This is a genomic window from Streptomyces olivaceoviridis (assembly GCF_014650115.1).
Taxonomy (GTDB): domain Bacteria; phylum Actinomycetota; class Actinomycetes; order Streptomycetales; family Streptomycetaceae; genus Streptomyces; species Streptomyces olivaceoviridis.
Map to the genome: position 1 here is coordinate 51,302 of NZ_BMUI01000012.1, position 21,408 is coordinate 72,709.

Here is a 21,408-nt window from a genome sequence, read left to right on the forward strand (position 1 = left end):
CGAAGGAGTGCAACCAGCCATGACATCACTTATAGGCATACCTCTCTCCAAAATGGGCAAATTGTGTTGAAGGCCACGCGCTGTCGAGCGCGTGGCCGAGGTCACGGATCGGGAGCCGGCTTGGGGCGCACTGGAGCTGGACTGGGGGGCCGGAGCCGGTCCGCGGACGGATCCTGAGCCGCCCGGGTGCAGGCGGAACCCGCCCAAGGCCGGGCCGGGACCACCGCGGTGACGATCACGACCCGCTCGTACAAGAAGAGCGCGGCCCTCACCACGGCCCCCCATGCGCCCGCCGGCCGGCGTTCGCCCTTCATCGCGCCCAGGAGTTCGTCGGGTTCCGCCCGCAGGGGAACGGTCCTCGCTCCGCAGTCGTCTACAGTTCTGTAGACCGTCTGCTCGACCGCAGACGGTCGGGGCGTCGTGCGTCCGGTCGCCCGCGCAGAAAGGGACTCCTGCCGATGACCACACCCGTCGCAGCTCGCGGTGAACCAGCTCAGCACGCAGCCGCTGCTGGCCGCCTTCGGCGTCCTTGGCCTCGGCGCGGTGATGTTCGCCGGGACAGGGCTGCTGGACGGCTTCTTCCTGCCGGACGACTCCCTTCTGCTCACGGCGGGCCTTCCGCGCACCGGCACCAAGCAGCACGGAGTGAGGCTGTCGCTCGGGCCACGACCGACCGCCACGGCGGTCGGTGCCCATTGTGGCTGTCTGGTCGGGCGCCGGGCGGGCGGGTTCCTGCCGGCCCGCAGCCACTCGGCCCTCCCGCGGGAAGGAGCGCGGAGAGCGAAGGAACCGCTCGTGTTCTGCGGCCACGCGAAGGCGATCGTGCCGGCGGGATGCGTGCCGGTGGTTCGTACCGTGCTCTCCCGCTCGCGGCGGTGCCCGCCCGGGTGGTCACCGCGTGGCTCGTGGTCGGCGGCCTGGTGTGGAGCGTCGGTCTGACCCTGACGGGGTACGCGCTGGGCCCCTCGATTCCCGACGTGGACCGCCGGCTGCTGCCTCTGGTCGGACTGATCGTGGCGGTGTCGCTGGTCCCGCTCGCCGCGGAGCTGTACCGCGGCGGCAGGCGCGCGCGGGCCGAGGAGGTCCGCGGATGATGCTCGCGTTCGGCGGCGCGTCGATCGACGGCTCCGTCTACCGGGAGGTGGTGGACCTCGCCCGGCACTCGCCGGGCTGGCTGGACACCACGATCAAGGTGTGGTCGACGTACGGCCTGGCGGTGTTCGCCCTGCTCATGGCTCTGGGCTGGTGGCGGGCGCGGCGCGCGGGTGCGGCGGCGGCGATGACGGCTCTGGCGGTTCCGGTGGTCGTGCTACTGGCGTACGGGGTGGATGCCGTCCTGAAGCTGCTGGTCCGAGAGGACCGGCCGTGCCGCGGCCTGCCGGTGCGGACGCTGGAGGCGTGTCCGGCGCAGGGCGACTGGTCGTTCCCCAGCAACCACGCGGCGATCGCCGCCGCCGCGGCGGTGGCGCTGCTGTTCGTGTCGCGGCGGCTGGGCGCGGTCGCCTGTGTGGCGGCGATCGCCATGGCGGCGTCCCGGGTCTGGGTCGGCGTGCACTATCCGCACGACGTGCTGGTCGGGCTGGTCCTGGGCGGGCTTGTCGCACTGGCGTCGCTCCTGGTGCTCAAACGCCGGTCGACAGCGCTGGCCCGGCGGCTGACGGCGGCCGGACCCCTGCGACTGCTGCTGTCCGGCTCATGAACCGCAAAAGCATCGCCGACCTGGCGGGCAGCGTCGGCGTGGGCGCGTGGGCGGGGTTCAGCGTCCTGACGCTGGTCGTCATCGGCCGGACCGGCGCACCGCTGTGGCTGGACGACAGCTTCCTCACATGGTCCGTCGGCCACCGCCCGGAGGCGGTCGTGGCACTGGCCCGCGCGGTGACCGCCACGGGCACCGGCTCGTCCCCTACGTCCTCGCCGCGCTGGCCGGCGCCCTCGCGGGCCGCACGACGCGGTCCCGGCTGCTGGCCACCGCCGCCTGCCTCGCCTGCCTCGGCCTGGGACAGCTGCTGCGCTACGGCGCGATGGAACTGGTCCACCGACCGCGCCCTGCGCATGCCGACTGGCAGGCACACGCGAGCGGCTGGGCGTTCCCCTCCGGTCACACCACCACGGCCGCCTTGGCCGCGGGCCTGCTGGCCGTCGCACTCACCCTGCGCGCGCCGCACGGTGGCACGGCTCTGCGGATCGCGGTGTGTGGCTGGGGCCTGGCGATCGGGCTGACCCGCGTCTACCTCGGCGTGCACTGGTTCACGGACGTCATGGGCGGCTGGCTGTTCGCCGCCGGCTGGCTGGGGACATGCCTGTGCGTCGCCGCACACCTTCTCCCCGCCCCCTTCCTCACCACCGAACTGACCGACCCCGCTCACGCTCCGACGGAGGACCATGCGTCCGAGGATCCTGGTTGTCGAGGACGATCACGCCCTGCGTGACGTGCTGCGCCGTGGCCTGTCCGACGAGGACTTCGAGCCCGTCCTCGCCGCGGACGGTGCCACCGCTCTGCGGCTGGCGACCGGCGGAATCGCGGCGGCCGTGCTGGACATCGGCCTGCCCGACGCCGACGGGCGGGACGTGTGCCAGGCGATGCGTGCCAACGGTTTCGCCGCCCCCGTGATCTTCCTGACCGCCCGGCACCAGCTCACCGACCGTCTGTCCGGCTTCGCCGCGGGCGGTGACGTGTACCTGCCCAAGCCGTTCCACCTCGTCGAGCTCGCCGCTGTGCTGAGAGCCGTACTCAAACGGGCGGTCGCCACGCCGGCGGTGCCGGCCGGGGGTCTGGTCCTGGACGCGGTGGACCACAGCGTGACCGTGCACGGCGTCCGCAGCACCCTGTCCCCCACCGAGTTCCGGCTGCTGGCCACGCTGGTCGCCGCGGACGGCACCCTGGTGCGCCGCCGGGACCTGGTGCGGGCGGGCTGGCCCGACGGCGCGCAGGTCAGTGACAACACGGTGGACCAGTACCTGAGCCGGCTGCGCCGCAAGCTGCGCGAGGCGGGCAGCAGCCTCACGATCAGTACGGCGCGGGGCGTCGGACACCGCCTGTCATGATCCGCGCCCCCCGTGTCCTCCGCCGCGTCGTCCCACGCACTCTGCGCGGTCGGCTCTCCCTGGTGGCGCTCACCACGGCCGCCCTGCTGATGACGATGCTGACCGTGGTGTTCAACGCCGTCATGGACCGGCATCTGGAGCACCAGGCGGACGACGAACTGCGCGACCGGGCGGCGGCGGTGGCCATGACCGTCGATACCAGCGGTCCCCGGGTGCGCGTCCTGGAAACCGTCAACGACGGTCTGCTCGACGCCAACGTGTGGATCTACGCCGGAAACCGCCTGTTGGAGAGGCCGCCGTCCACTTCGGGCGACAGCCCCGTGGTCCAGACCGCCGGCCGGCTGGCCCGGCAACACGAGCATGCCTGTGTGACCGCACAGGCTCATGGTCACCAGCGGGTCCGGCTGTGCTCCCTCCCCGTGTCCGGCCGCCACGCCGGCGCCGTCGTCGTCACCGCGCTGGACCTGGCGCCGTACCGCAGTTCGGCCGACACCCTGCTGCTGGGGTCGCTGTTCCTCGACGCCGTGATGCTCGGCTGCACGTATGCGCTCACCCGGCTGTCCGTCGGCCGGGCGCTGCGCCCGGTGCGGACCATGACCGACCAGGCAACCCAGTGGAGCGCCGTAGGATCCGACGAGCGCTTCGGCACCGAGGATCACCCGGCCGAACTCGCCCGTCTGGGTATCTCGCTGGACGCCCTCCTGGACCGCATACGCACCTCGCTGCGCCATGAACAGCAGCTGACGGGAGAGCTGTCCCACGAACTGCGCACCCCGCTCACCCGGATCATCATGGAGCTGGACTGGTGGCGGGCCCGCCCCCGCACGGACGCCGAGACCCGTGCCAGCCACGAGGTGATCGCCGAGGCCGCCCAGTCCCTGCGCACCATCTGCGACACGCTGCTGAACGAGGCCCGCGAGAACGCGCCGAAGCCGGGGACCGCCCCCGGCACGACTGATGTCGCGCCCGTCCTGGACCGGCTGCTCCAGCACCTCGACACCCCGGACCAGGTGAAGACCGTGGTGGAGACGGAGACGCCGGTGCTTCGGGCGGGGACAGCCCCCGCTCTCGTCGAGCGCATCCTCAGCCCCCTGCTGACGAACGCCGTCCGCTACGCCCACTCACGCGTGACCGTGTCCGCGCGGCGCGTCCCCGGCGCCGTGCGGATCGACGTCGTCGACGACGGCCCCGGTGTGCCGGAGACCTTCAGGGACGAGCTGTTCCAGCCCGGCCGGCGCGCCGATCCCGGCGACGGGCACGACGGCGCGGGCCTGGGGCTGCCGCTCGCGCGACGCCTGGCCCGCGCCGCCGGCGGTGATGTGACTCACGACCCCCGGCACACGCCGGGGGCCAGGTTCACGGTCAGTCTGCCCGCCGGGTGACCGGTGCCTGCCCCTTCTTCACCGTCCGGCGTTCCCGCACCTGGGCGTACGCCATCAGCCCGAACAGGACGGCGAGGAGCACGGCGGACGAGCCGGCGGTACCCAGATCCAGGCCTCCCTTGGCGACCGGCTTGGTGAGGAAGTCGCCCGCGGTGGCGCCCAGCGGGCGGGTGAGGACGAAGGCGATCCAGAACAGCAGCACGTTCGGCACCACGGGCACCTTCATCAGCGCCGCGAGCACGGCCAGCACTCCGGTCACCAGCAACGCGCCGCCCAGGTAGCCGAGGCCGGAGCTGTCGGAGAGGAAGTCGCCCATCGATGTGCCGAGGGTGTTCGAGACGAGAATCGCCGCCCAGAACAAGGCCTCGCCCCTGAAGGTGACGATGTCGCGGATCTGGAACGTCATCCCGCTCAGCTTCCAGGCGAGGAAGATCGCCAGGAGGATCGAGATCAGGATCGCCGCCCCGGCGGGGTAGCCGAGGCCCAGGCCCTGCGGCCCCCAGCCCAGCTTCGTCGCGCCGTTGGAGAGGTACTTGGCACTGGCGTCCCGGTTCATGAAGTCGGACATGGTCGTGCCTGCCATGGAGGTCGACAGGATCACGGTCCAGTAGAAGAACGGGTTGTAGTGGCTGGAGCGGAGCTGGACCACCAGCGTCACCACGAAGACCAGGAACAGCACGACCGTGGTCAGGAAGTAGCCCAGCTTCAGGGTCTGCGCGAAGAGGTCGCCCGCCGTCTCGCCCAGGGTCGTCGCGGCGATCTTCATGATCCAGAACGCCAGCGTGACCTCGGGCAGCTTCTTCATCACCGACTTGGTCTTGCCCGACGTGCTCGCCACGTCGAGGTCGGTGAGGACCTCCGGTTTCTCCAATTCAACTCTCCTGTCTGGTCGAACGACAGGGCGCTCGCCCCCGGGAAGCGGGACGAGCGCCCTGTGAGATGAGCCGGCCGCCGAGCGGTCGTGATCTCCGACCGTGGCACAGAGAACCTGAACGCGTCCTGAACGCCTGCCGTGTGGCAGGTCAGGCCGCGTGTCGAGCGGCAGGCTCCACCTCGGTGACGTCCTTGCGCGTCACGCTCAGGTAGACGACCAAGCCGAGGATGACCGCCAGGAACAGCGCGCTGGTGATCACGGTGCCCAGGCCCAGGCCCAGGCCACCGTCGCCGGTCGGCTGGGAGAGGTAGTCGCCGATCGAGGCACCGAGGGGACGGGTGAGGATGTAGGCGATCCAGAAGCTCCACACCGCGTCCAGCCCCAGCGCGAAGTGCGCGATGGCCACCGCGGCGATGGCCACGGCGAACAGGACGGCGGACAGCCAGTACCCGAGGTCCATGCGCTCGGAGACCAGATCGCCGGCCGCGGTGCCCAGGGCGAAGGTGAACAGCACCGCGAGCCAGTAGAAGGACTCACGGCTGGTGGTGTCGATGCTGTGGATGGACAGCGTCCGCTCACGCCGGTACCAGACGACGAACACGATCGCGAGCAGGACCGCGAACACCGCCGTACTCGTTTCCAGCGGCACGCCCATGTTGTCGGTCAGGTTGTCACTGATCAGGGTGCCGACGACGCTGATCAGAGCCACGGCCGGCCAGTACACCCCGGCCCGGTACGCCGTCGTACGGAACTGCACGACCAACACCACGGCGAGCAGTGCGCTCATCAGCACCGACACACCGGTCAAACCCAGGCCGGCCTTCTCGTTCAGCAGGTCGGCCGCGGTCTCCCCGACCGTCGTGCACAGCACCTTGATGATCCAGAAGTAGACGGTGAGCTCGGGCACCTTGTTCCAGCGAAACCGGTGCCGGGCCGGAGCGACAGGCCCACCGGCCTCGGGGACCGCGGATGTCTCGGACGTTTCATAGGTCATGGCCAACGACCGTGCCACCGGACACCTGAACGCATTTTGAGTGTCCGCACGGCACCACGCGCACCACGCCTCTCGCACCAGCGGCATGGGCACCATGAGCAAACCGATGAGGTGGTGGTTGCTCGTGGGACGCCTCACTCACGGCGACGATGCGTTCGTCCTCGTCCTCGTCCTCGTCCTCGATCGTCCGTCTCGGACCGCCGGTCGGCCCGTCGGTGGACGGGAGGGCCTCATACGGCGCCCGTCGCCGTGTCGGGCGTTGCCTCCGACTGTGGATGGGAGTACACGAGGGCATCGGGCAACGGGACCCGCTGGCGCCAGTGTGAGCACAGGGTGTCGTTGAGGGCTCGTTCCTCGTGCGGGGTCTTCGGGCGAGGCAGGCAGAGCTTGTCGTACAGGGTGAAACGGTGAGTGTCGATGGCAGCGTCGATCGAGGCACCGTAAGCCATGGCAGCCTGAACGGCGCCACGGTACGACAGCCGGGACAGAACGGCCGGCACCAGGGCGAGCAGGAGCCACCATCCTGATTGCCACAGCAGGCCGGCAGCGGTCACCGCGGTGACGGCGGCCATGACGGAGAAGCGGCACGCGGCGTCCATGGCGTCGCGATGGGTGTCCACGGCCTCCTTGTGCATCCCCTCGATGAGCGGGTAGAGCCGCGGCCAGGTGACCACCACGTCCAGCCCGTGACTGAACCCGGCGTAATGCTCCATGGCGGCGAGGGTATTGCCAAGGGAGGTGGGGGCGGGTGTGAGTTCGGCCGGCGGATACACCGTGCTCCACCGGGCGTACACGGCGCCCGCGCGGTTCACCTCTGCCGGCAACGGCGGATCACCGACCGCGACCATACGGCTCCCGAGCCGTCGACGCAGGGATTCCTGGCGGTGGACCGCGAGTCGGCGCAGCGGACTGAGCAGCGTTGGCCACTCGCCTTCCAGGAGGCGGACCAAGCGCAGTTGCAACGGGTGGCTGACGACAGCGACCAAAGTGACTACCAGCCAGAGGCCCAGGATCTCACCGACACCGAGCTTCGCGGCCGCCTCCCAGGCCCGGTCGAAGTCCGGTGCCGTTCCCGGTGCGCCGGCCCAGAGGAGTACCAGGAGGAACAGGGCGCATCCGATCGTCGGCAGGTACGAGACGAGCAGGAATCGTTTTCCGAGCACACCGCCGGCGGCGCCCACCAGGGCCGAGAGCTTCATGAGTCCTCACTTGTGGGGTTGCCGCAGGTGGGGCAGGCGGGTGGAGTGGGAGCGGGGCTGTAGACCGTGTGGAGGCACTGGGCACAGGAGTAACGGAAGGCTTTGTAGTGCCGTGAGGCTCCTGGCAAGAGCGACCGGTCGCCGTCGCCGCGGGACCAGGAATCGTCACTTCCCTGGTCGGTTTCCTGGACTTCCTCGGGCGGATAGTCCGTATGCGTGGCCACACCGATCCGGGAGTCGCCCACATACACAGTGAGCGAAGTGAGCGTGGGGAAGGCGTCAAAGATGGCCTGAAGTTGCCCTGCGGCATGCTGGACGCGCTCAGTTGCCGTGCGCAAGCTGGGATCCTCGCTGAGGGTCGCTACGGGAGCACCGTGAGGCTGAGAATCCATGGTGCTGACGAGATGGCGGTAAGTCCGCTGAATCCTGCTCACGTCCGGCACGCTTGCTCCAACCCGGGGAGGAACGGATCGATGTCGGACGTGATGGTAGCCGCGCTTTCGGACCGGTTGGAGGTGTACGAGCAGAGCCAGGACCGTACGCTGATCGACACCCCCGAAGCGCTCGTCGAGTCTTTGGGCGTGATGCGCACGGTGGCCGCCCACCTCGGGCAAGGATCGTTCGATGTCGGTGCGCTGCTGAACGTCTGCTGGCTCCACTACTATCGCGGCACGGCCGGCCGCCACATCGATTTCTCAAGTAGCGACCTACCCGTCGCCGGCCTTTTGTCCATCTTCCTGGACGAGCACTGGCCAGGCCATGCCGCAGACCTTCCCCCAGTGGGCGCGGGGCAGATTACGACGGAAGGCTGGTGCGCGCTTGTCTCGGTCAACGCGCACCACCTGGCCCAGGATCCGACGTTCTCAGCGGTCGTCCACGAAGTGCTGATGTTGATCGGCAGGAGCACCGGCGATCGTGCGCTGCGACGCCATGTGCAGGCAACGGCTGGGCACTTGCTCTTCGACCGGTACAAGTTCAGTGATGACGTCAGCCATCTGGCGAACGCCGTGGAGTGTCTTCGGGATGCGGCCGATCCCGTCGTCGAGGACGATGCGGACCCCGGCCCGGATCCGACCGTCATCGATGGTCTCGGCACCACGACTTACTTCCTGTACCAGGCCACGGACGACGTGGACCTGCTGGTGGAGTCGGTGAACAGCCATGCACGCGCTCTTACCGCCGGGCCCGGGAACGGACCCCGGCGTCTGGGCTTCATGGACAATCTGGGCGCCTCCCTGCATGCCCTGGCGCTGGTTCGCCGCGACCCGGCGTTGCTCTGGCAGGCCGTCGACTGCTTCATGGAGGTGGCCGGGCTGCACAGCACGGACTCCGATCGGTGGCAGGCCGTCGACAAAGTGTGGCGGACCCTGGAGATCACATGCCGCGTCTGCCGCACCCCCGCTGATCTTGAGACGGCCATCGACAAGGGGAACGCCCTGCTCGAACAGCACGGCGACCGCGATCCCGAACACGGGCACCACCTGTCCATCCAGTCCGCGCTGTTGCACGCCCGTGTCACACTCAAGGCCGTCCCCGAACTACTTGACCAGTATGTGAGGATCGCCCGTCGCGCCGTGGAGGCGTTCCCCATGGGAGACCCTGTTCGCGCGCGCATGCGCGCCGATCTGGGCGTCGCCCTCGCCACCCGGTTCGAGCACCGCGGAGATCCGGAAGACCGGGCAGAAGCCCTCGAACTGCTGCGCGCCGCCGCAACAGATCTGCCCGATGAACCAGCCGCTCAGGACAATCTCCAGAAACTCGAGTCGGCTGTCGTCCGCCGGGCCGAATCCCCCGCGCAGGCACAGTCCCTCGACCAGATCGACATGGCCGCGAAGGCCGCTGTCGGTCTGGGGGACGCGTACGTCTTGTTCAGCAACCCGATGTTCTTGTCCGAGGCCATCCGCCTGGCGGAGGCCGCGGTGAAGGCGATCGGGCCGGAGCACAGCCTGTACCGCGAACTCAACCGGATACTCGCTCAGCTGTGGGAGCACGAGGCCCAGCGATCGGGGGTGGCCGCGGATCTGGATCGTGCCATCGCCTACGCCGGAACCGGCGCCGCGGAGTCCCAAGCCGGCACGCCCGGGGGTGCGGAGCTTGATTCACGCCTCGCGCAACTGCTCCGGCTGCGTTTCGAACAGCGCGGTGACTTGGCTGACCTCCAGGAAGCCGTCCGACGGGGCAACGCCGCCGTGCGGGATGCCCGGGACAGCCGTGAGCGAGCTATCGCGCTCAACAGGCTGGGGCTGTCACTTGGCCGCCGGTATGAACACAACCGGGACCTGGCGGACATGCGGGAGTGCATCGACGCATATCTCGAAGCTGTGGACCTGTCCGTAGACAACCCCCAGCTACGTGCCTCTGTGCTCAACAATCTGGGAGGTGCCTACTCACATCGGTTCCGGCGTCATCAGATCCGTGCCGACCTGGAACAGGCCGTCCAATGCTGGCGCGAGTGTGCCCGGTTGACTCATCCGGAACACGCGAACGCGGCGACGCGTTGGGACAACTTCGCGAGGGCTCTGCACCACATGTACGGACTCGACCGCGAGCCCGCTCATGTGACGGAGGCGTTGGCGTACGCGGACAAGGCTGTCGCGGCGACCCCTCTGCACCACATCGAGCGGGGCCGCCGACTGACGACCCTCAGCAATGTGCTGGTCGCGCGCTACCACGTTGCCGGTGATCCCGCGGACCTCAGCCGTGCCGTCACCCAGGCCAGAGCCGCCGTCCGCACCCCCGCGGCGGATCAGGCCCATCGGGCCGAGTACCTCAACAACCTCGGCAGTGTGCTGTTGACGGCGGGCGCGCGGCGGTCGAGCGAGGTCTCCGTCGCCGAGGTGCTCGCCGTATTCGATGAGGCACGACGCCACCAACCGTCGCTGGTCCATCTCCGGGGTGACGCCGCCCGGAAATGGGCTGCGGTCCGTGCGGCGGCAGGCGATGCACACGCTGCGATCGACGGCGCCGAGTTCGCCTTCGACCTGCTGCAACAGATCGACTGGCACGGCATGACCCTGGCCGACCGGTTGGACGTGATACGTGAGTGGGACGGATTCGCCCGCGAAGTCGCAGTGTGGGCCCTGCGGTCGGACGATCCCGCTCGCGCAGTGGAGTTCCTGGAGCGGGGGCGCGGACTGCTGTGGGGGCAACTCACCGGCCACGTCGGCGATCTCGAACGGCTGAGAGCCGTGGATACGAGGCTTGCCGAGGAATTCCTCGCGATCCGGGACGAGGCGCGGGAACTGACCGACAGCGCTGTTCCCGACACAGCGAGGGGGGAGCGGCTCGCGGACGTCAACGCGGAGCATCGGCGGATCGTCTCGCGGATCCGCGCCCTGGATGGTTTCGACGCCTTCCTGGGCCCTCCGTCTCCTGGCCGGCTCGCCGCGGCCGTGGGAGAGGGCGCTGTCGTCATCCTCAACGTGAGCAGAGCGAACTGCGATGCCATCGTTCTCCGCGGCCCCGAGATTCGGGCGGTGTCCCTCGCAGTCCCAGGGGTGGAAGTCGCTGAGCAGGTGCGACGCTGGACCACCGTGTTGAGGACTGCTCAGGAAGCCCGCCGTGAGCTGAACCACGCAGCCCTCAAAGGCCGTCAGGCGCCCCGGCGGGCAGTCGTCACGTATCGCACGGCAATCGATGAGCTGGGCGAACTCCTCGCATGGGGCTGGGACACCCTGACAGGACCAGTACTCCATGGCCTGGGCCACAAGGACCGCTTCTCAGGGAATGCCGAATGGCCGCGTGTGTGGTGGTGCCCCACAGGCCCGCTCACTGCCTTCCCGCTCGCCGCTACTGGACACCACGACGGCTCCGGTCGGGCTGTCATCGACCGGGTCGTCTCCTCGGAGGCCCCGACCCTTCGCAGTCTCGCAGAGGCCCAGGAGCGGGGAACAGCCCGGAACACACCTCGGCTCCTGGCCGTCGCGGTGCCGACCCCGTACCACCGCGGCGACGTCCTGCATGGTGCTCAGGAGGAGCGTGCGGCGGTGCTGGCCTCCACGTCCATCGAGGTCACCGACCTGTACGGTCCCGCTGCGACACGAGAGACGTTGCTGCGAGAACTCCCCGCCCACTCGCGCTTCCACTTCGCGGGGCACGGCGCCGGCGGTGTCACGGACCCGACGGACGCGGCGCTGATCGCCTTCGACGCACCCTTGCGCATGACGGACCTGGTGGGGCTGCCCCTGGACGGAGCTGAACTGGCTTACCTGTCAACGTGCCACGGAGTCACCGGCAGTGCCACCCACCCGGACGAGAGCCTGCATCTTGCCGCGGCGGTCCACGTGGTCGGGTTCCGGCACGTGATCGCAGCCCGACAGGAGATCGACGACCGCGTGGCGGCGGACACGGCAGCCGCCTTCCACCGGCACCTGGCCCACACTCCCGATCCGGGCATCGCACTGCACGAAACCTTGCGGGACATGCGGGAACAACTCACGACCAGGACAGACACGGACTGTGACAACCCGGTCAATCCATGGGCCTGGGCAGGCTTCGTTCACCTCGGCCCGGCCGGTGCGCGCCTCATCCGAGAGGGGGCTGGGGCCGAGAGCCGCTAGCGCAGGCTCGGGACCAGCCGGACTGTCATGGCGGCGCGAGCGGCTTCGACCCGATGGCACACGGCGGTGCGCTGGCTCTGGAGGGCGGAGATCCGGCGGGTGACGGCCGCGACGAACTAGGTCTGAACCGACTACAACCACTTGCGACGATGGTTACGCAGCCCCGGGATCACGTCCGGGATCGCACGTAAGGGCAGAGACTCGGGCCGGCGGCTGGGCCGGCACCGCTGGACCATCGAACGCACTATGGCCTGTGTCTCATCGTGTCACTCCTCGTCCGTGCGGGGCAGTCGAGCCCCGACCCGCGCGGCCGTCTCGCGCAGCCAGATGTGGGCCGCGTCATGGGTGTGGACCGGGTGCCACCACAGCGCTTCCCGCAGGGGCACCGCCTCGTAGGGCGGCTCCACCACCCGCACGGCGGCGATCGGGGCGAGCATCCGCGCCAGACGCGCCTGGATCAGGGCGATGCGCCGGGTACCGGCGACCATCAGGGGCAGGAGCTGGAAGTTGTCGACGGAGATTTCGACGCGCGGTTCGATGCCGAGCATGCCCAACTGCCGTACGGCGGGCGCGTCGTAGGTGCGCTGGTACGTCACCCACGGCAGCCGGGCCAGGTCACGCCGGGTGAGCCCGCCCTCGACGCCTGGATGGTCCCGCGCCACCACGAACACCCAGCGGTCGTCGTAGAGGTCGGTGGCGGGGAAGTCGCTGATCACGCCGTGCGGCATGAGCAGGCCGTCGGTGGCGCTCAGCAGGGTCGCGGTGTCGTCGACGGCGGTCGGCGGGGTCTGGGTGAAGCGGAGCCGGATGCCGGGGGCCTCCGCGTGCACCACGCGGGCGAGTTCGGTGCCGAAGACGGCGACGGCGTAGTCGGACGCCAGCAGCCTGAACTCGCGGTTCTCACTGGCCGGATCGAAGTCGGCCTGGCTGGAGAAGAGACGTTCCAGCACGTCGTAGGCGGTGGAGGTGCGGTCCAGGAGCACCTGGCCGAGCGCGGTCAGCTCGTAGTGGCCGCCGACGCGGGCGAGCAGGTCGTCATCGAAGTGCCGACGCAGGCGGGCCAGGGCCGCGCTCATCGCGGGCTGGCTCAGACCGACCCGCTGCCCGGCCCGGGTGACGTTCCGCTCCTCCAGCAGGGCGCGCAGGGCGACGACGAGGTTGAGATCAAGACGGGCCAGGTTCACGGATCGGTCCCTTGCGGTAGGGCGATGAGCGGGGGGGGATAAACACCATGGATGCTCGCCATCCACAGAATCGATTTCCCTGATCACGGGCAGCGGGTCCAGATTAGTCCCACCGCAATCAGGAGGACACGTCCGTGAAACCCGAACCCTCGTCCGCGCTCTTCGCGGGACCGTTCGCCCTCGCCACCCTCTCGGCCCCGGACGGGCCGGAGTTCCCCGCCCTCGTCACCCCCGACGGCCAGGCCCTCGACCTGCGGGACGTCTTCGGCGACGATCGGCTGACCACCCTGGACGTGCTGGACCGCTGGGAGACGGCCCTGCCGCGGCTGCGCGCGCTCGCGGCCGACACCGGCCCGGCCCGCACGGCCGTCGCGGACCTGCGCGTGCACGCGCCGGTGGCCCCGCGTCAGGTGTTCCAGTCGGGCGCGAACTACCGGCAACACGTCATCGACCTGCACGTCGCCCACCGCGCCCCCGGTGACGAACGGCCGGAGAGCGAGCGGCGCGCGGAGGCCGCCGAGCTCATGGACCGGCGGGCCGCCGAGGACCTGCCGTACGTCTTCATCGGCCTGCCCACCTCGATCACCGGCCCGTACGACGATGTCGTGCTGCCGGCTTGGGCGGAGCAGCCTGACTGGGAACTGGAACTGGCGGTCGTGATCGGCAAGCCGGCCTACCGGGTGTCGGCGGAGGACGCGCCGGAGCACATCGCCGGCTACACCATCGCCAACGACCTGACCGACCGGGCCACCGTCTTCCGCCGGGACATGCCGCAGATCGGCACCGACTGGCTGCGCAGCAAGAACGCGCCCGGGTTCACACCGCTCGGCCCCTGGATCGTCCCGTCCGAGTCCGTCGCGGACCCCGACGACCTCCGCGTCCGGCTCAAGCTCAACGGCGAGACCATGCAGGACGAGTCGACCGAGGACATGATCTTCAAGGTCGCGCGGATGGTGTCGTACGCCTCGCGGACCGCCCGTCTGCTCCCCGGCGATCTGGTGCTCACCGGCAGCCCGGCCGGCAACGGCATGCACTGGGGCCGGCTGCTGCGCGACGGCGATGTCATGGAGGGCACGGTCACCGGTCTCGGGGTCCAGCGCACCCGTTGTGTCGCGGAGGGCGCCGCGTGAACCGCCACGACCCCGAGGGAGCGATCGCCGAGGCCGCCAAGGCGTACTCCAACTGGGGTCGTTGGGGCGAGGACGACCGGCTCGGGACCCTCAACTTCCTGGACGAGGGCAAGCGCCGTGAGGGCGCGGCCCTGGTGCGGCGGGGCGTCAGCTTCTCGCTCGCCCAGTCCTTCGACATGAACGGCCCGCAGAAGGGCTGGCGGCGGCGCACCAACCCGGTGCACACCATGCTGGACACCGGGACCGACGCCGCCCTCGGCACCCAGGGCTTCCCGCACGGGATCGGCGGCGCGGACGACGTGATCGCGATGCCGCTCCAGTGTTCGACCCAGTGGGACGGGCTCGGCCACATCTTCGACCACGGCAAGGCGTGGAACGGGCGGGACGCCGAGAAGGTCGTCACCTCCGACGGCGACCTCGTCACCGGCATCGAGCACATGGCGCCGTACGTCGCGGGCCGGGGCGTGCTGCTGGACGTCGGCCGGGTGGCCGGCACCGACGGGGAACTGCCGGACGGTTTCGCGATCACCGAGGAGCACCTGACGGCGACGGCCGAGGCGCACGGGGTGGCCGTCGGCCGCGGGGACATCGTGCTGGTGCGCACCGGGCAGCTGGCCCGGGCCCGCCGCGACGGCTGGGGCGACTACGCCGGCGGGCCCGCCCCCGGGCTGTCGTTCACCGCGGCCGGCTGGCTGCACTCGACCGAGATCGCCGCGATCGCCACCGACACCTGGGGCTTCGAGGTCCGCCCGAACGAGTTCGAGCACGCCTTCCAGCCCCTGCACCAGGTCGCCATCCCGAACATCGGGCTGCTGATCGGCGAGATGTGGGACCCGGAGGCGCTCGCCGAGGACTGTGTCCGCGACGGCACGTACGAGTTCTGGCTGACCGCCGCGCCCCTCCCCGTCACCGGCGCGGTCGGCTCCCCCGTCAACCCGATCGCCGTGAAGTAACGAACGGAACAAGGGAGTTCCCTCATGAGCACAGCCCGCACGGTCCTGGTGATCGGTGGTGGCGCCGCAGGCAACGCCACGACGGTCCTGCTACGCCGCGCCGGCCTCACGGTGGACCTGATCGAGGCGAAGAACGACTGGAACGCCACCGCCGGCTCCGGCATCACCCTCCAGGGCAACGCCCTGCGTGTCCTGCGTGAACTCGGCGTATGGGAACGGGTGAAGGCGTCCGGCTTCGGGTTCGGCTCCGTCGGCATCACCGCCCCCGACGGCACGGTCCTGCACGTCGCCCGGGACCTGCGCACCGGCGGCGACGACCTGCCCGCCACCGTCGGCATGCAGCGCCCGCGGCTCCAGCGGATCCTGATCGACGCCGTACGAGCCGGCGGCGCCACCGTGCGGCTCGGCACGACCGCCGAGATCCTCGGCCAGGACGCGGACGGGGTCTCGATACGGTTCTCCGACGGCAGCGAGGGGCGGTACGACCTCGTCATCGCCGCCGACGGCCTCGGTTCCTCGACCCGCGCGGCGATCGGCATCACCGACAAGCCGGAGCCGACCGGCATGGCCATCTGGCGGGTCGCCGCCCCGCGCCCGGCCGGGGTGGTCCGCACCGACCTCGCCTACGGCGGCCCGGCCTACATCGCCGGGTACTGCCCCACCAGCGACACCACCCTCTACGCGTACGTCGTCGAGGCCAACCGCGACCGCGCCTCCATCCCGCCGGAGACCTACGCCGACGAGATGCGCCGCCTCGCCTCCGCCTACGGGGGCCACTGGCCGGAGATCACCGAACACATCACCGACCCGGCGAAGGTCAACTACACCTGGTTCGACCGGCTGCTGGTGGAGGGCTCCTGGCACCGCGGCCGGGTCGTCCTCGTCGGCGACGCCGCGCACTGCTGCCCGCCCACCCTCGCGCAGGGCGCGGCACTCTCCCTGGAGGACGCCCTTGTGCTTACCCAGTTGCTGACCGCCTCGGACACCTGGGACGACTCGCTCTTCCAGGCGTACTACGAGCGGCGCGTGGCCCGTGTCCGCCCGGTGGTGGAGGCGTCCGTGCGGATCGGGCAGTGGCAGCTCGACGGCGTCCGTGACGCGGACGTCCCCGGCCTGATGGGACGCACGATGACGATGCTGCGGGAGCTGCCGTGAGCACGGCCCCCACCGTGGACGTCCACGCGCATGTGCTGCTCCCCGAGGTGGAGGCCCTGGTGGCCGGCCTGCCGGGGCTGGCGGAAGCGAAGGCGCTGGACGCCCGGCGCAACGGTCCGGCGGCACTCGCCGTGAGCGGCCCCATGGTGCGCGAGCGCGTCCCGGAACTGACCGACCCCGCCGTGCGGCTGGCCGCGATGAACACCCAGGGCGTGGACGTCCAGTTGGTCAGCCCCTCCCCCTCGCACTACCACTACTGGGCGGACGAGGAGACGGCCGCGAAGGTGTACCGGCTGGCCAACGAGGCGACGGCGGCCCACTGTTCCGCCGCGCCCGACCGGTTGCGCGGGCTCGGCCTCGTGCCGCTCCAGCATCCTGGTCACACGGTACGCGCCCTCGATCACGCACTGGACCAGGGTCTGCTGGGCGTCGAGATCTCCAGCCACGCACCGGGGCGGGAACTCTCCGACCCGGCGTACGCGCCCTTGTGGACCCGGGCCGAGGAGACGGGGGCGCTCGTCTTCCTGCACCCCTTCGGCTGCACGCTTGGCGAGCGGCTCGACCAGTGGTACCTGTCCAACACCGTGGGCCAGCCGGTGGAGAACGCCGTCGCGCTCTCCCACCTGATCTTCTCCGGTGTCCTGGACCGGCACCCGGGCCTGAGGCTGATCGCCGCGCACGGCGGTGGCTACCTGCCCACCCACATCGGCCGCTCCGACCACGCCTGGTCGACCCGCTCCGACGCGGGCGCGGGCTGCGCGCACCTGCCCAGCAGCTACCTCAAGCGCCTGTACTTCGACTCCCTCGTCCACGATCCGCAGGTGCTGCGGGAGCTGGTCCGGACCGCGGGCGCGGACCGGGTGCTGCTCGGCTCCGACTTCCCGTTCGACATGGGCACCGAGGACCCCGTCGGCGCGCTGCGCGCGTCCGGTCTGACCGACGCCGACTTCCACGCCGTACGCGGAGGCAACGCCGCCGCACTCCTCCGGAAGGACTGACACCATGCGTCTTCTCACCCATCTGCGGCACGTCGACCTCGCGGTGCCCGACTACGACAAGCAGCTCGACTTCTACGCGGGCGTCTGGGGCCTGACGAAGGTCGCCGAGGACTCCGGGATCTCCTTCCTCGCTGCCGAGGGCTCCCCGGAGCAGTACGTGGTGCGGCTGCGCAAGGCCGAGGAGAAGCGCCTCGACCTGGTCTCCTACGGCGCCGCCTCCGCCGCCGACGTGGACACGCTCGCCGAGCGACTCGGCGCCGGGGGCGTGCGGTTGATCTCCCAGCCGGGCGAGGTGGACACTCCCGGCGGCGGCTACGGCTTCCGTTTCTTCGACATCGACGGCCGCACCATCGAGGTCTCCGCCGACGTCGAGGTCCGGCAGCACCGCAGGATCGAGGAGAAGGAGTCGATCCCGGTCAAGCTCTCCCACGTCGTCCTCAACTCCGCGGACCTGAATCGCACCCGGGAGTGGTACGAGCGCCACCTCGGCTTCCGCCTCTCCGACACCCTCAGCTCGCCGCACATGGGCGAGGTCATGCACTTCATGCGGATCTCCGACCAGCACCACTCGATGGCGCTGGCCAAGGGCCCGCACACCTCCCTGCACCACATCTCCTTCGAGATGCGCGGCATCGACGAGTACATGCGCGGCTCCGGCCGCGTGATCCGCGCCGGAGTCAGGAAGATCTGGGGGCCCGGCCGGCACATGGCGGGCGACAACACCTTCACCTACTTCCTCGACCCGCACGGCAACACCGTCGAGTACACCACCGAGCTGGAGTGTCTGGACGAGGACACCTGGCACCCCCACGTGTACGACTTCTCCCAGCCCGAGGTCACCGACCAGTGGGGCACCGCGAACCCGATGAACGAGCTGGTCGCGAAGGAGTCCTTCAACGACCCCGACCGGGGCGTCTTCGTCGCCCCGCCGGTCTGATCCCCCTCGCTCCCGGGGGCGCGGCCGGCCCTGTCACCTGCCCTGGCTCAGTCCCGCCGCGCCCTCGGGACCAGCCTCCCCGGAGCCGCACCATGCGTTTCGCCGCCTACGAACACCATCACCGCCGCCGCGTGGCCGTCGTGGAGGACGACGGCACCCTGCTGCCGCTGCCCGGCATCGCTTCGCTCACCGGCCTGCTGCGGGAGTCCGGCGGGCTGCCCGGCCTGCTCGCCGCGGGCGCGGCGGCGCTCGACGTACCGCCGGGTCCGCACATGTCCGAGGTCCGGCTGCTGCCGCCGCTCCAGCCCGCCTCCGTCCGGGACTTCGTCACCTTCGAGGAGCACGTCGAGGGCGTACGGCGCTCGGTGAGCGGCGCGGTCGGCGTGCCCGAGCAGTGGTACGCCGCGCCGACCTTCTACTTCACCAACCCGCACGCGATCTACGGCCCGCACGACGACATCCCCGTCCCGCCCGGGTCGAGTGTGCTGGACTTCGAACTCGAGGTCGCCGCCGTCGTCGGGCGCGAGGGCCGCGACCTCACGCCCGAGCAGGCCCGTGATCACATCGTCGGCTACACGGTCTTCAACGACTGGTCGGCCCGCGACCTCCAGTCCGCGGAGATGAAGGTGGGCCTCGGCCCCTGCAAGGGGAAGGACACCGCGACCACGCTCGGCCCGGTCCTGGTCACCGCCGACGAGCTGGAGCCTCACCGGGACACCGACGGCTTCCTGCGCCTCGCCCTGACCGCCGAGGTCAACGGCGAGACGGTCGGCACGGATCTGCTGTCCAACATGAGCTGGACCTTCGAGGAGATGGTCGCCCACGCCTCGCGCGGTACCCGGGTCGTGCCGGGTGACGTGCTCGGTTCCGGCACCTGCGGCAACGGCGGCTGCCTCGCCGAACTGTGGGGGCTGCGCGGCGAGCGGACCCCGCCGCCGTTGAAACCCGGTGACACCGTCACCCTCACCGTGGAGGGGATCGGCAGCGTGTCCAACACCGTCGTGCCCGGCGCGGAACCGGTTCCGCTGCCCGCCGGCCGGCGCCGGTCCCGGGAGCGGCCGTGAGCGCCCCGCACTCCCAGAGGCTGCTGGGCAAGGTGGTCGTGGTCACCGGCGCGGCCCGTGGCCAGGGCGCCGCCGAGGCGGCGGCGCTGACACGGGAGGGCGCGCGGGTGATCGCCACGGACGTACGTCCGGAAGGTGACTGCCGCCGCCTCGACGTGGCCGGCGAACAGGACTGGGCCGACCTCGCCACCGAGCTGAAGGAGTCGTACGGGCAGGTGCACGGCCTGGTCAACAACGCGGGCATCACCTGGCGCGCCCGCCTCGGCGACGTACGGGCCGAGGACTTCGACCGTGTGCACGCGGTCAACGTCACCGGCCCGCTGCTCGGCATCCAGCACCTCGCCCCGCTGATGCCGCCCGGCTCCTCGATCGTCAACATCGGCTCCTCGGCCGCCCTCACCGCCCACTACCCGGTCGCCTACACCGCCAGCAAATGGGCGCTGCGCGGCTTGTCGAAGACGGCGGCGCTGGAACTCGGCCCGCGCGGCATCCGCGTCAACACGATCCACCCCGGCTACATCGAGACCGAGATGACCGCCTCCGCCGCTCCCGCCTTCCGCGAGGCCAACGTCCACGAGACACCGCTCGGCCGCACCGGAACCGTCGACGAGGTCGCCGGGCTGGTCGTGTTCCTGCTGTCGGAGGAGGCGTCGTTCATCACCGGCGCGGAGATCCCCGTGGACGGCGGGCTGACCGCGCACGGCGGGGTCAAGTCGGTCTCCGACGCGCTGCGCGAGGAGTCCTCGTGAAGCGGCTGGAGGGCAAGGTCGCGCTGATCTCCGGCACGGCCCGCGGCCGGGGTCGCGCCGCCGCGCTGCGGTTCGCCGCCGAGGGCGCGCTCGTGGTCGGCGGCGACCTGCTGCACGAGGAGGCCGTCGGCACCCAGCGGCTGATCGCCCGCGAGGGCGGCACGGCTCTCACCCCCGGCCCACTGGACGTCACCGACGAGGCGTCGGTGCGCTCCTGGGTGGCGGAGGCCGTCGACGCCTTCGGCGGCATCGACGTCGTCTGCGTCAACGCCGGCGCGGTCCGCTTCGGAGGCATCGACAGCCGGCCGTACGAGGACTGCGCCTTCACCGTGCGCGCCGAGCTGGACTCGGTGCGGCTGACCGTCCGGGCGGCCTGCTCGCGCTGACCCGGCAACTGGCCGCCGAAGGCGCGCCGTTCGCATCCGCGCCAACTGCGTCAGCCCCGGAATGATCGACCCGGACGGCTCCCGCGCCAACCTCCTCGCGGACGACCACCCGACGCACGGCATCGCCCACCCCCTCACCTCCGACGACGTGGTCGACGCGGCCGTCCTCCTCGCCTCGGACGAGGCGTCGTACACGGCAGCACCACCGACTTCGCCCTCGTACGTGCCTGGCGCGGCGACCGGCTCGGCAACCTGGTCTTCCGCAAGTCCGCCGCCAACTTCAACCCCCTGGCCGCCATGGCCGGGAAGGTGACCGTCGCCGAGGTCGAGGACCTGGTCGAGCCGGGGGAACTCGCCCCCGACTGCGTCCACCTGCCCGGCGCCAGCTTCTTCGGCTCGGCCCTCTCCTTCGGCATGATCCGCGGCGGTCACATCGACACCGCGGTGCTCGGGGCCATGCAGGTCTCAGCGTCCGGCGATCTGGCCAACTGGATGATTCCCGGCAAGATGGTCAAGGGCATGGGTCGCGCCATGGGCCTGGTCCACGGAGCCCGCCGCGTCATCGGCCTCATGGAACACACCGCCAAGGACGGCTCCCCGAAGATCCTCAAGGAGTGCACCCTGCCACTCACCGGCGAGCGGTGCGTCCACCGCGTCGTCACCGACCTCGGCGTCCTCGACGTCACCGACGACGGCCTCACCCTCGTGGAGACCGCCCCCGGCATCACCGTGGAGGACGTCACGGCCCGAACGGACGCGCCGGTACGCCTGGACGCTCTCCGGGGGGCAAGCTGATGCG

At 70.6% G+C, this 21,408-nt stretch carries 17 protein-coding genes and 2 pseudogenes; 15 read left to right on the forward strand and 4 right to left on the reverse strand.

Annotated elements, in window-relative coordinates; translation table 11 throughout:
• Positions 1 to 543 precede the first annotated feature (543 nt).
• From IE273_RS43655 to IE273_RS22810, 5 genes and pseudogenes are all read left to right on the forward strand, one after another.
• Positions 544 to 1,094 (forward strand): annotated as a pseudogene (locus IE273_RS43655) (DedA family protein).
• A complete protein-coding gene (locus tag IE273_RS22795) occupies positions 1,091 to 1,699 on the forward strand; it encodes a phosphatase PAP2 family protein (protein WP_189817017.1) in 609 nt (202 codons plus the stop codon). Before IE273_RS43655 ends, IE273_RS22795 begins: the two are co-directional and overlap by 4 nt.
• A pseudogene (locus tag IE273_RS22800) lies at positions 1,696 to 2,429 on the forward strand (phosphatase PAP2 family protein). The gene IE273_RS22795 and the pseudogene IE273_RS22800 overlap by 4 nt, the downstream one beginning before the upstream one ends.
• Positions 2,383 to 3,045 (forward strand): response regulator transcription factor, encoded by a 663-nt coding sequence (locus IE273_RS22805; RefSeq protein WP_189817018.1) that lies wholly within the window; start codon positions 2,383 to 2,385, stop codon positions 3,043 to 3,045. The pseudogene IE273_RS22800 and the gene IE273_RS22805 overlap by 47 nt, the downstream one beginning before the upstream one ends.
• The gene (locus IE273_RS22810) at positions 3,042 to 4,427 is read left to right on the forward strand and encodes a sensor histidine kinase (protein WP_189817019.1); all 1,386 of its coding nucleotides are present in this window, start codon (positions 3,042 to 3,044) and stop codon (positions 4,425 to 4,427) included. Before IE273_RS22805 ends, IE273_RS22810 begins: the two co-directional genes overlap by 4 nt.
• Here IE273_RS22810 and IE273_RS22815 read toward each other — a convergent pair.
• From IE273_RS22815 to IE273_RS22825, 3 genes are all read right to left on the reverse strand, one after another.
• Entirely contained in the window at positions 4,408 to 5,298 is an 891-nt protein-coding gene (locus IE273_RS22815; protein WP_189817020.1) for a COG4705 family protein, read from the reverse strand. The two genes, IE273_RS22810 and IE273_RS22815, sit on opposite strands and share 20 nt — an antisense overlap.
• Before the next feature lie 151 nt (positions 5,299 to 5,449).
• Complete coding sequence (locus IE273_RS22820; RefSeq protein ID WP_189817021.1) at positions 5,450 to 6,295, reverse strand: COG4705 family protein; 846 nt, start codon at positions 6,293 to 6,295, stop codon at positions 5,450 to 5,452.
• A gap of 230 nt (positions 6,296 to 6,525) precedes the next feature.
• On the reverse strand, positions 6,526 to 7,494 hold the full coding sequence (locus IE273_RS22825; RefSeq protein WP_189817022.1) for a hypothetical protein: 969 nt from the start codon (positions 7,492 to 7,494) through the stop codon (positions 6,526 to 6,528).
• A gap of 473 nt (positions 7,495 to 7,967) precedes the next feature.
• Between IE273_RS22825 and IE273_RS22830 the strand changes: the two genes are divergently transcribed.
• Positions 7,968 to 12,053, forward strand: coding sequence for a CHAT domain-containing protein (locus IE273_RS22830; RefSeq protein WP_189817023.1), 4,086 nt, complete (start codon positions 7,968 to 7,970; stop codon positions 12,051 to 12,053).
• A gap of 266 nt (positions 12,054 to 12,319) precedes the next feature.
• Here the strand turns inward: IE273_RS22830 and IE273_RS22835 are convergent, their stop codons facing one another.
• Entirely contained in the window at positions 12,320 to 13,237 is a 918-nt protein-coding gene (locus IE273_RS22835; protein WP_189817024.1) for a LysR family transcriptional regulator, read from the reverse strand.
• A gap of 134 nt (positions 13,238 to 13,371) precedes the next feature.
• Here IE273_RS22835 and IE273_RS22840 point away from each other — a divergent pair, with 134 nt between their 5' ends.
• From IE273_RS22840 to IE273_RS22880, 9 genes are all read left to right on the forward strand, one after another.
• Positions 13,372 to 14,367, forward strand: coding sequence for a fumarylacetoacetate hydrolase family protein (locus IE273_RS22840; RefSeq protein WP_189817025.1), 996 nt, complete (start codon positions 13,372 to 13,374; stop codon positions 14,365 to 14,367).
• Entirely contained in the window at positions 14,364 to 15,320 is a 957-nt protein-coding gene (locus IE273_RS22845; RefSeq protein WP_189817026.1) for a cyclase family protein, read from the forward strand. The genes IE273_RS22840 and IE273_RS22845 overlap by 4 nt, the downstream gene beginning before the upstream one ends.
• A 24-nt stretch (positions 15,321 to 15,344) precedes the next feature.
• Positions 15,345 to 16,475, forward strand: a complete 1,131-nt coding sequence (locus IE273_RS22850; protein ID WP_189817027.1) for an FAD-dependent oxidoreductase — start codon at positions 15,345 to 15,347, stop codon at positions 16,473 to 16,475.
• Entirely contained in the window at positions 16,472 to 17,473 is a 1,002-nt protein-coding gene (locus IE273_RS22855) for an amidohydrolase family protein (RefSeq protein ID WP_189817028.1), read from the forward strand. The genes IE273_RS22850 and IE273_RS22855 overlap by 4 nt, the downstream gene beginning before the upstream one ends.
• Before the next feature lie 4 nt (positions 17,474 to 17,477).
• Entirely contained in the window at positions 17,478 to 18,410 is a 933-nt protein-coding gene (locus tag IE273_RS22860) for a VOC family protein (protein ID WP_189817029.1), read from the forward strand.
• A gap of 92 nt (positions 18,411 to 18,502) precedes the next feature.
• A complete protein-coding gene (locus IE273_RS22865; RefSeq protein ID WP_189817030.1) occupies positions 18,503 to 19,474 on the forward strand; it encodes a fumarylacetoacetate hydrolase family protein in 972 nt (323 codons plus the stop codon).
• Entirely contained in the window at positions 19,471 to 20,223 is a 753-nt protein-coding gene (locus IE273_RS22870; RefSeq protein WP_189817031.1) for an SDR family NAD(P)-dependent oxidoreductase, read from the forward strand. Before IE273_RS22865 ends, IE273_RS22870 begins: the two co-directional genes overlap by 4 nt.
• Complete coding sequence (locus tag IE273_RS22875) at positions 20,220 to 20,609, forward strand: SDR family NAD(P)-dependent oxidoreductase (RefSeq protein ID WP_268257514.1); 390 nt, start codon at positions 20,220 to 20,222, stop codon at positions 20,607 to 20,609. Before IE273_RS22870 ends, IE273_RS22875 begins: the two co-directional genes overlap by 4 nt.
• A gap of 45 nt (positions 20,610 to 20,654) precedes the next feature.
• On the forward strand, positions 20,655 to 21,404 hold the full coding sequence (locus tag IE273_RS22880; RefSeq protein ID WP_229887428.1) for a CoA-transferase: 750 nt from the start codon (positions 20,655 to 20,657) through the stop codon (positions 21,402 to 21,404).
• Positions 21,405 to 21,408 lie beyond the last annotated feature (4 nt).

Bases quoted from the DNA above. Each gene is read 5' to 3' on its own strand.
- IE273_RS22795 (WP_189817017.1), top strand. From the start codon at position 1,091: ATGATGCTCGCGTTCGGCGGCGCGTCGATCGACGGCTCCGTCTACCGG.
- IE273_RS22805 (WP_189817018.1), top strand. From the start codon at position 2,383: ATGCGTCCGAGGATCCTGGTTGTCGAGGACGATCACGCCCTGCGTGAC.
- IE273_RS22810 (WP_189817019.1), top strand. From the start codon at position 3,042: ATGATCCGCGCCCCCCGTGTCCTCCGCCGCGTCGTCCCACGCACTCTG.
- IE273_RS22820 (WP_189817021.1), bottom strand. From the start codon at position 6,295: ATGACCTATGAAACGTCCGAGACATCCGCGGTCCCCGAGGCCGGTGGG.
- IE273_RS22825 (WP_189817022.1), bottom strand. From the start codon at position 7,494: ATGAAGCTCTCGGCCCTGGTGGGCGCCGCCGGCGGTGTGCTCGGAAAA.
- IE273_RS22830 (WP_189817023.1), top strand. From the start codon at position 7,968: ATGTCGGACGTGATGGTAGCCGCGCTTTCGGACCGGTTGGAGGTGTAC.
- IE273_RS22850 (WP_189817027.1), top strand. From the start codon at position 15,345: ATGAGCACAGCCCGCACGGTCCTGGTGATCGGTGGTGGCGCCGCAGGC.
- IE273_RS22860 (WP_189817029.1), top strand. From the start codon at position 17,478: ATGCGTCTTCTCACCCATCTGCGGCACGTCGACCTCGCGGTGCCCGAC.
- IE273_RS22865 (WP_189817030.1), top strand. From the start codon at position 18,503: ATGCGTTTCGCCGCCTACGAACACCATCACCGCCGCCGCGTGGCCGTC.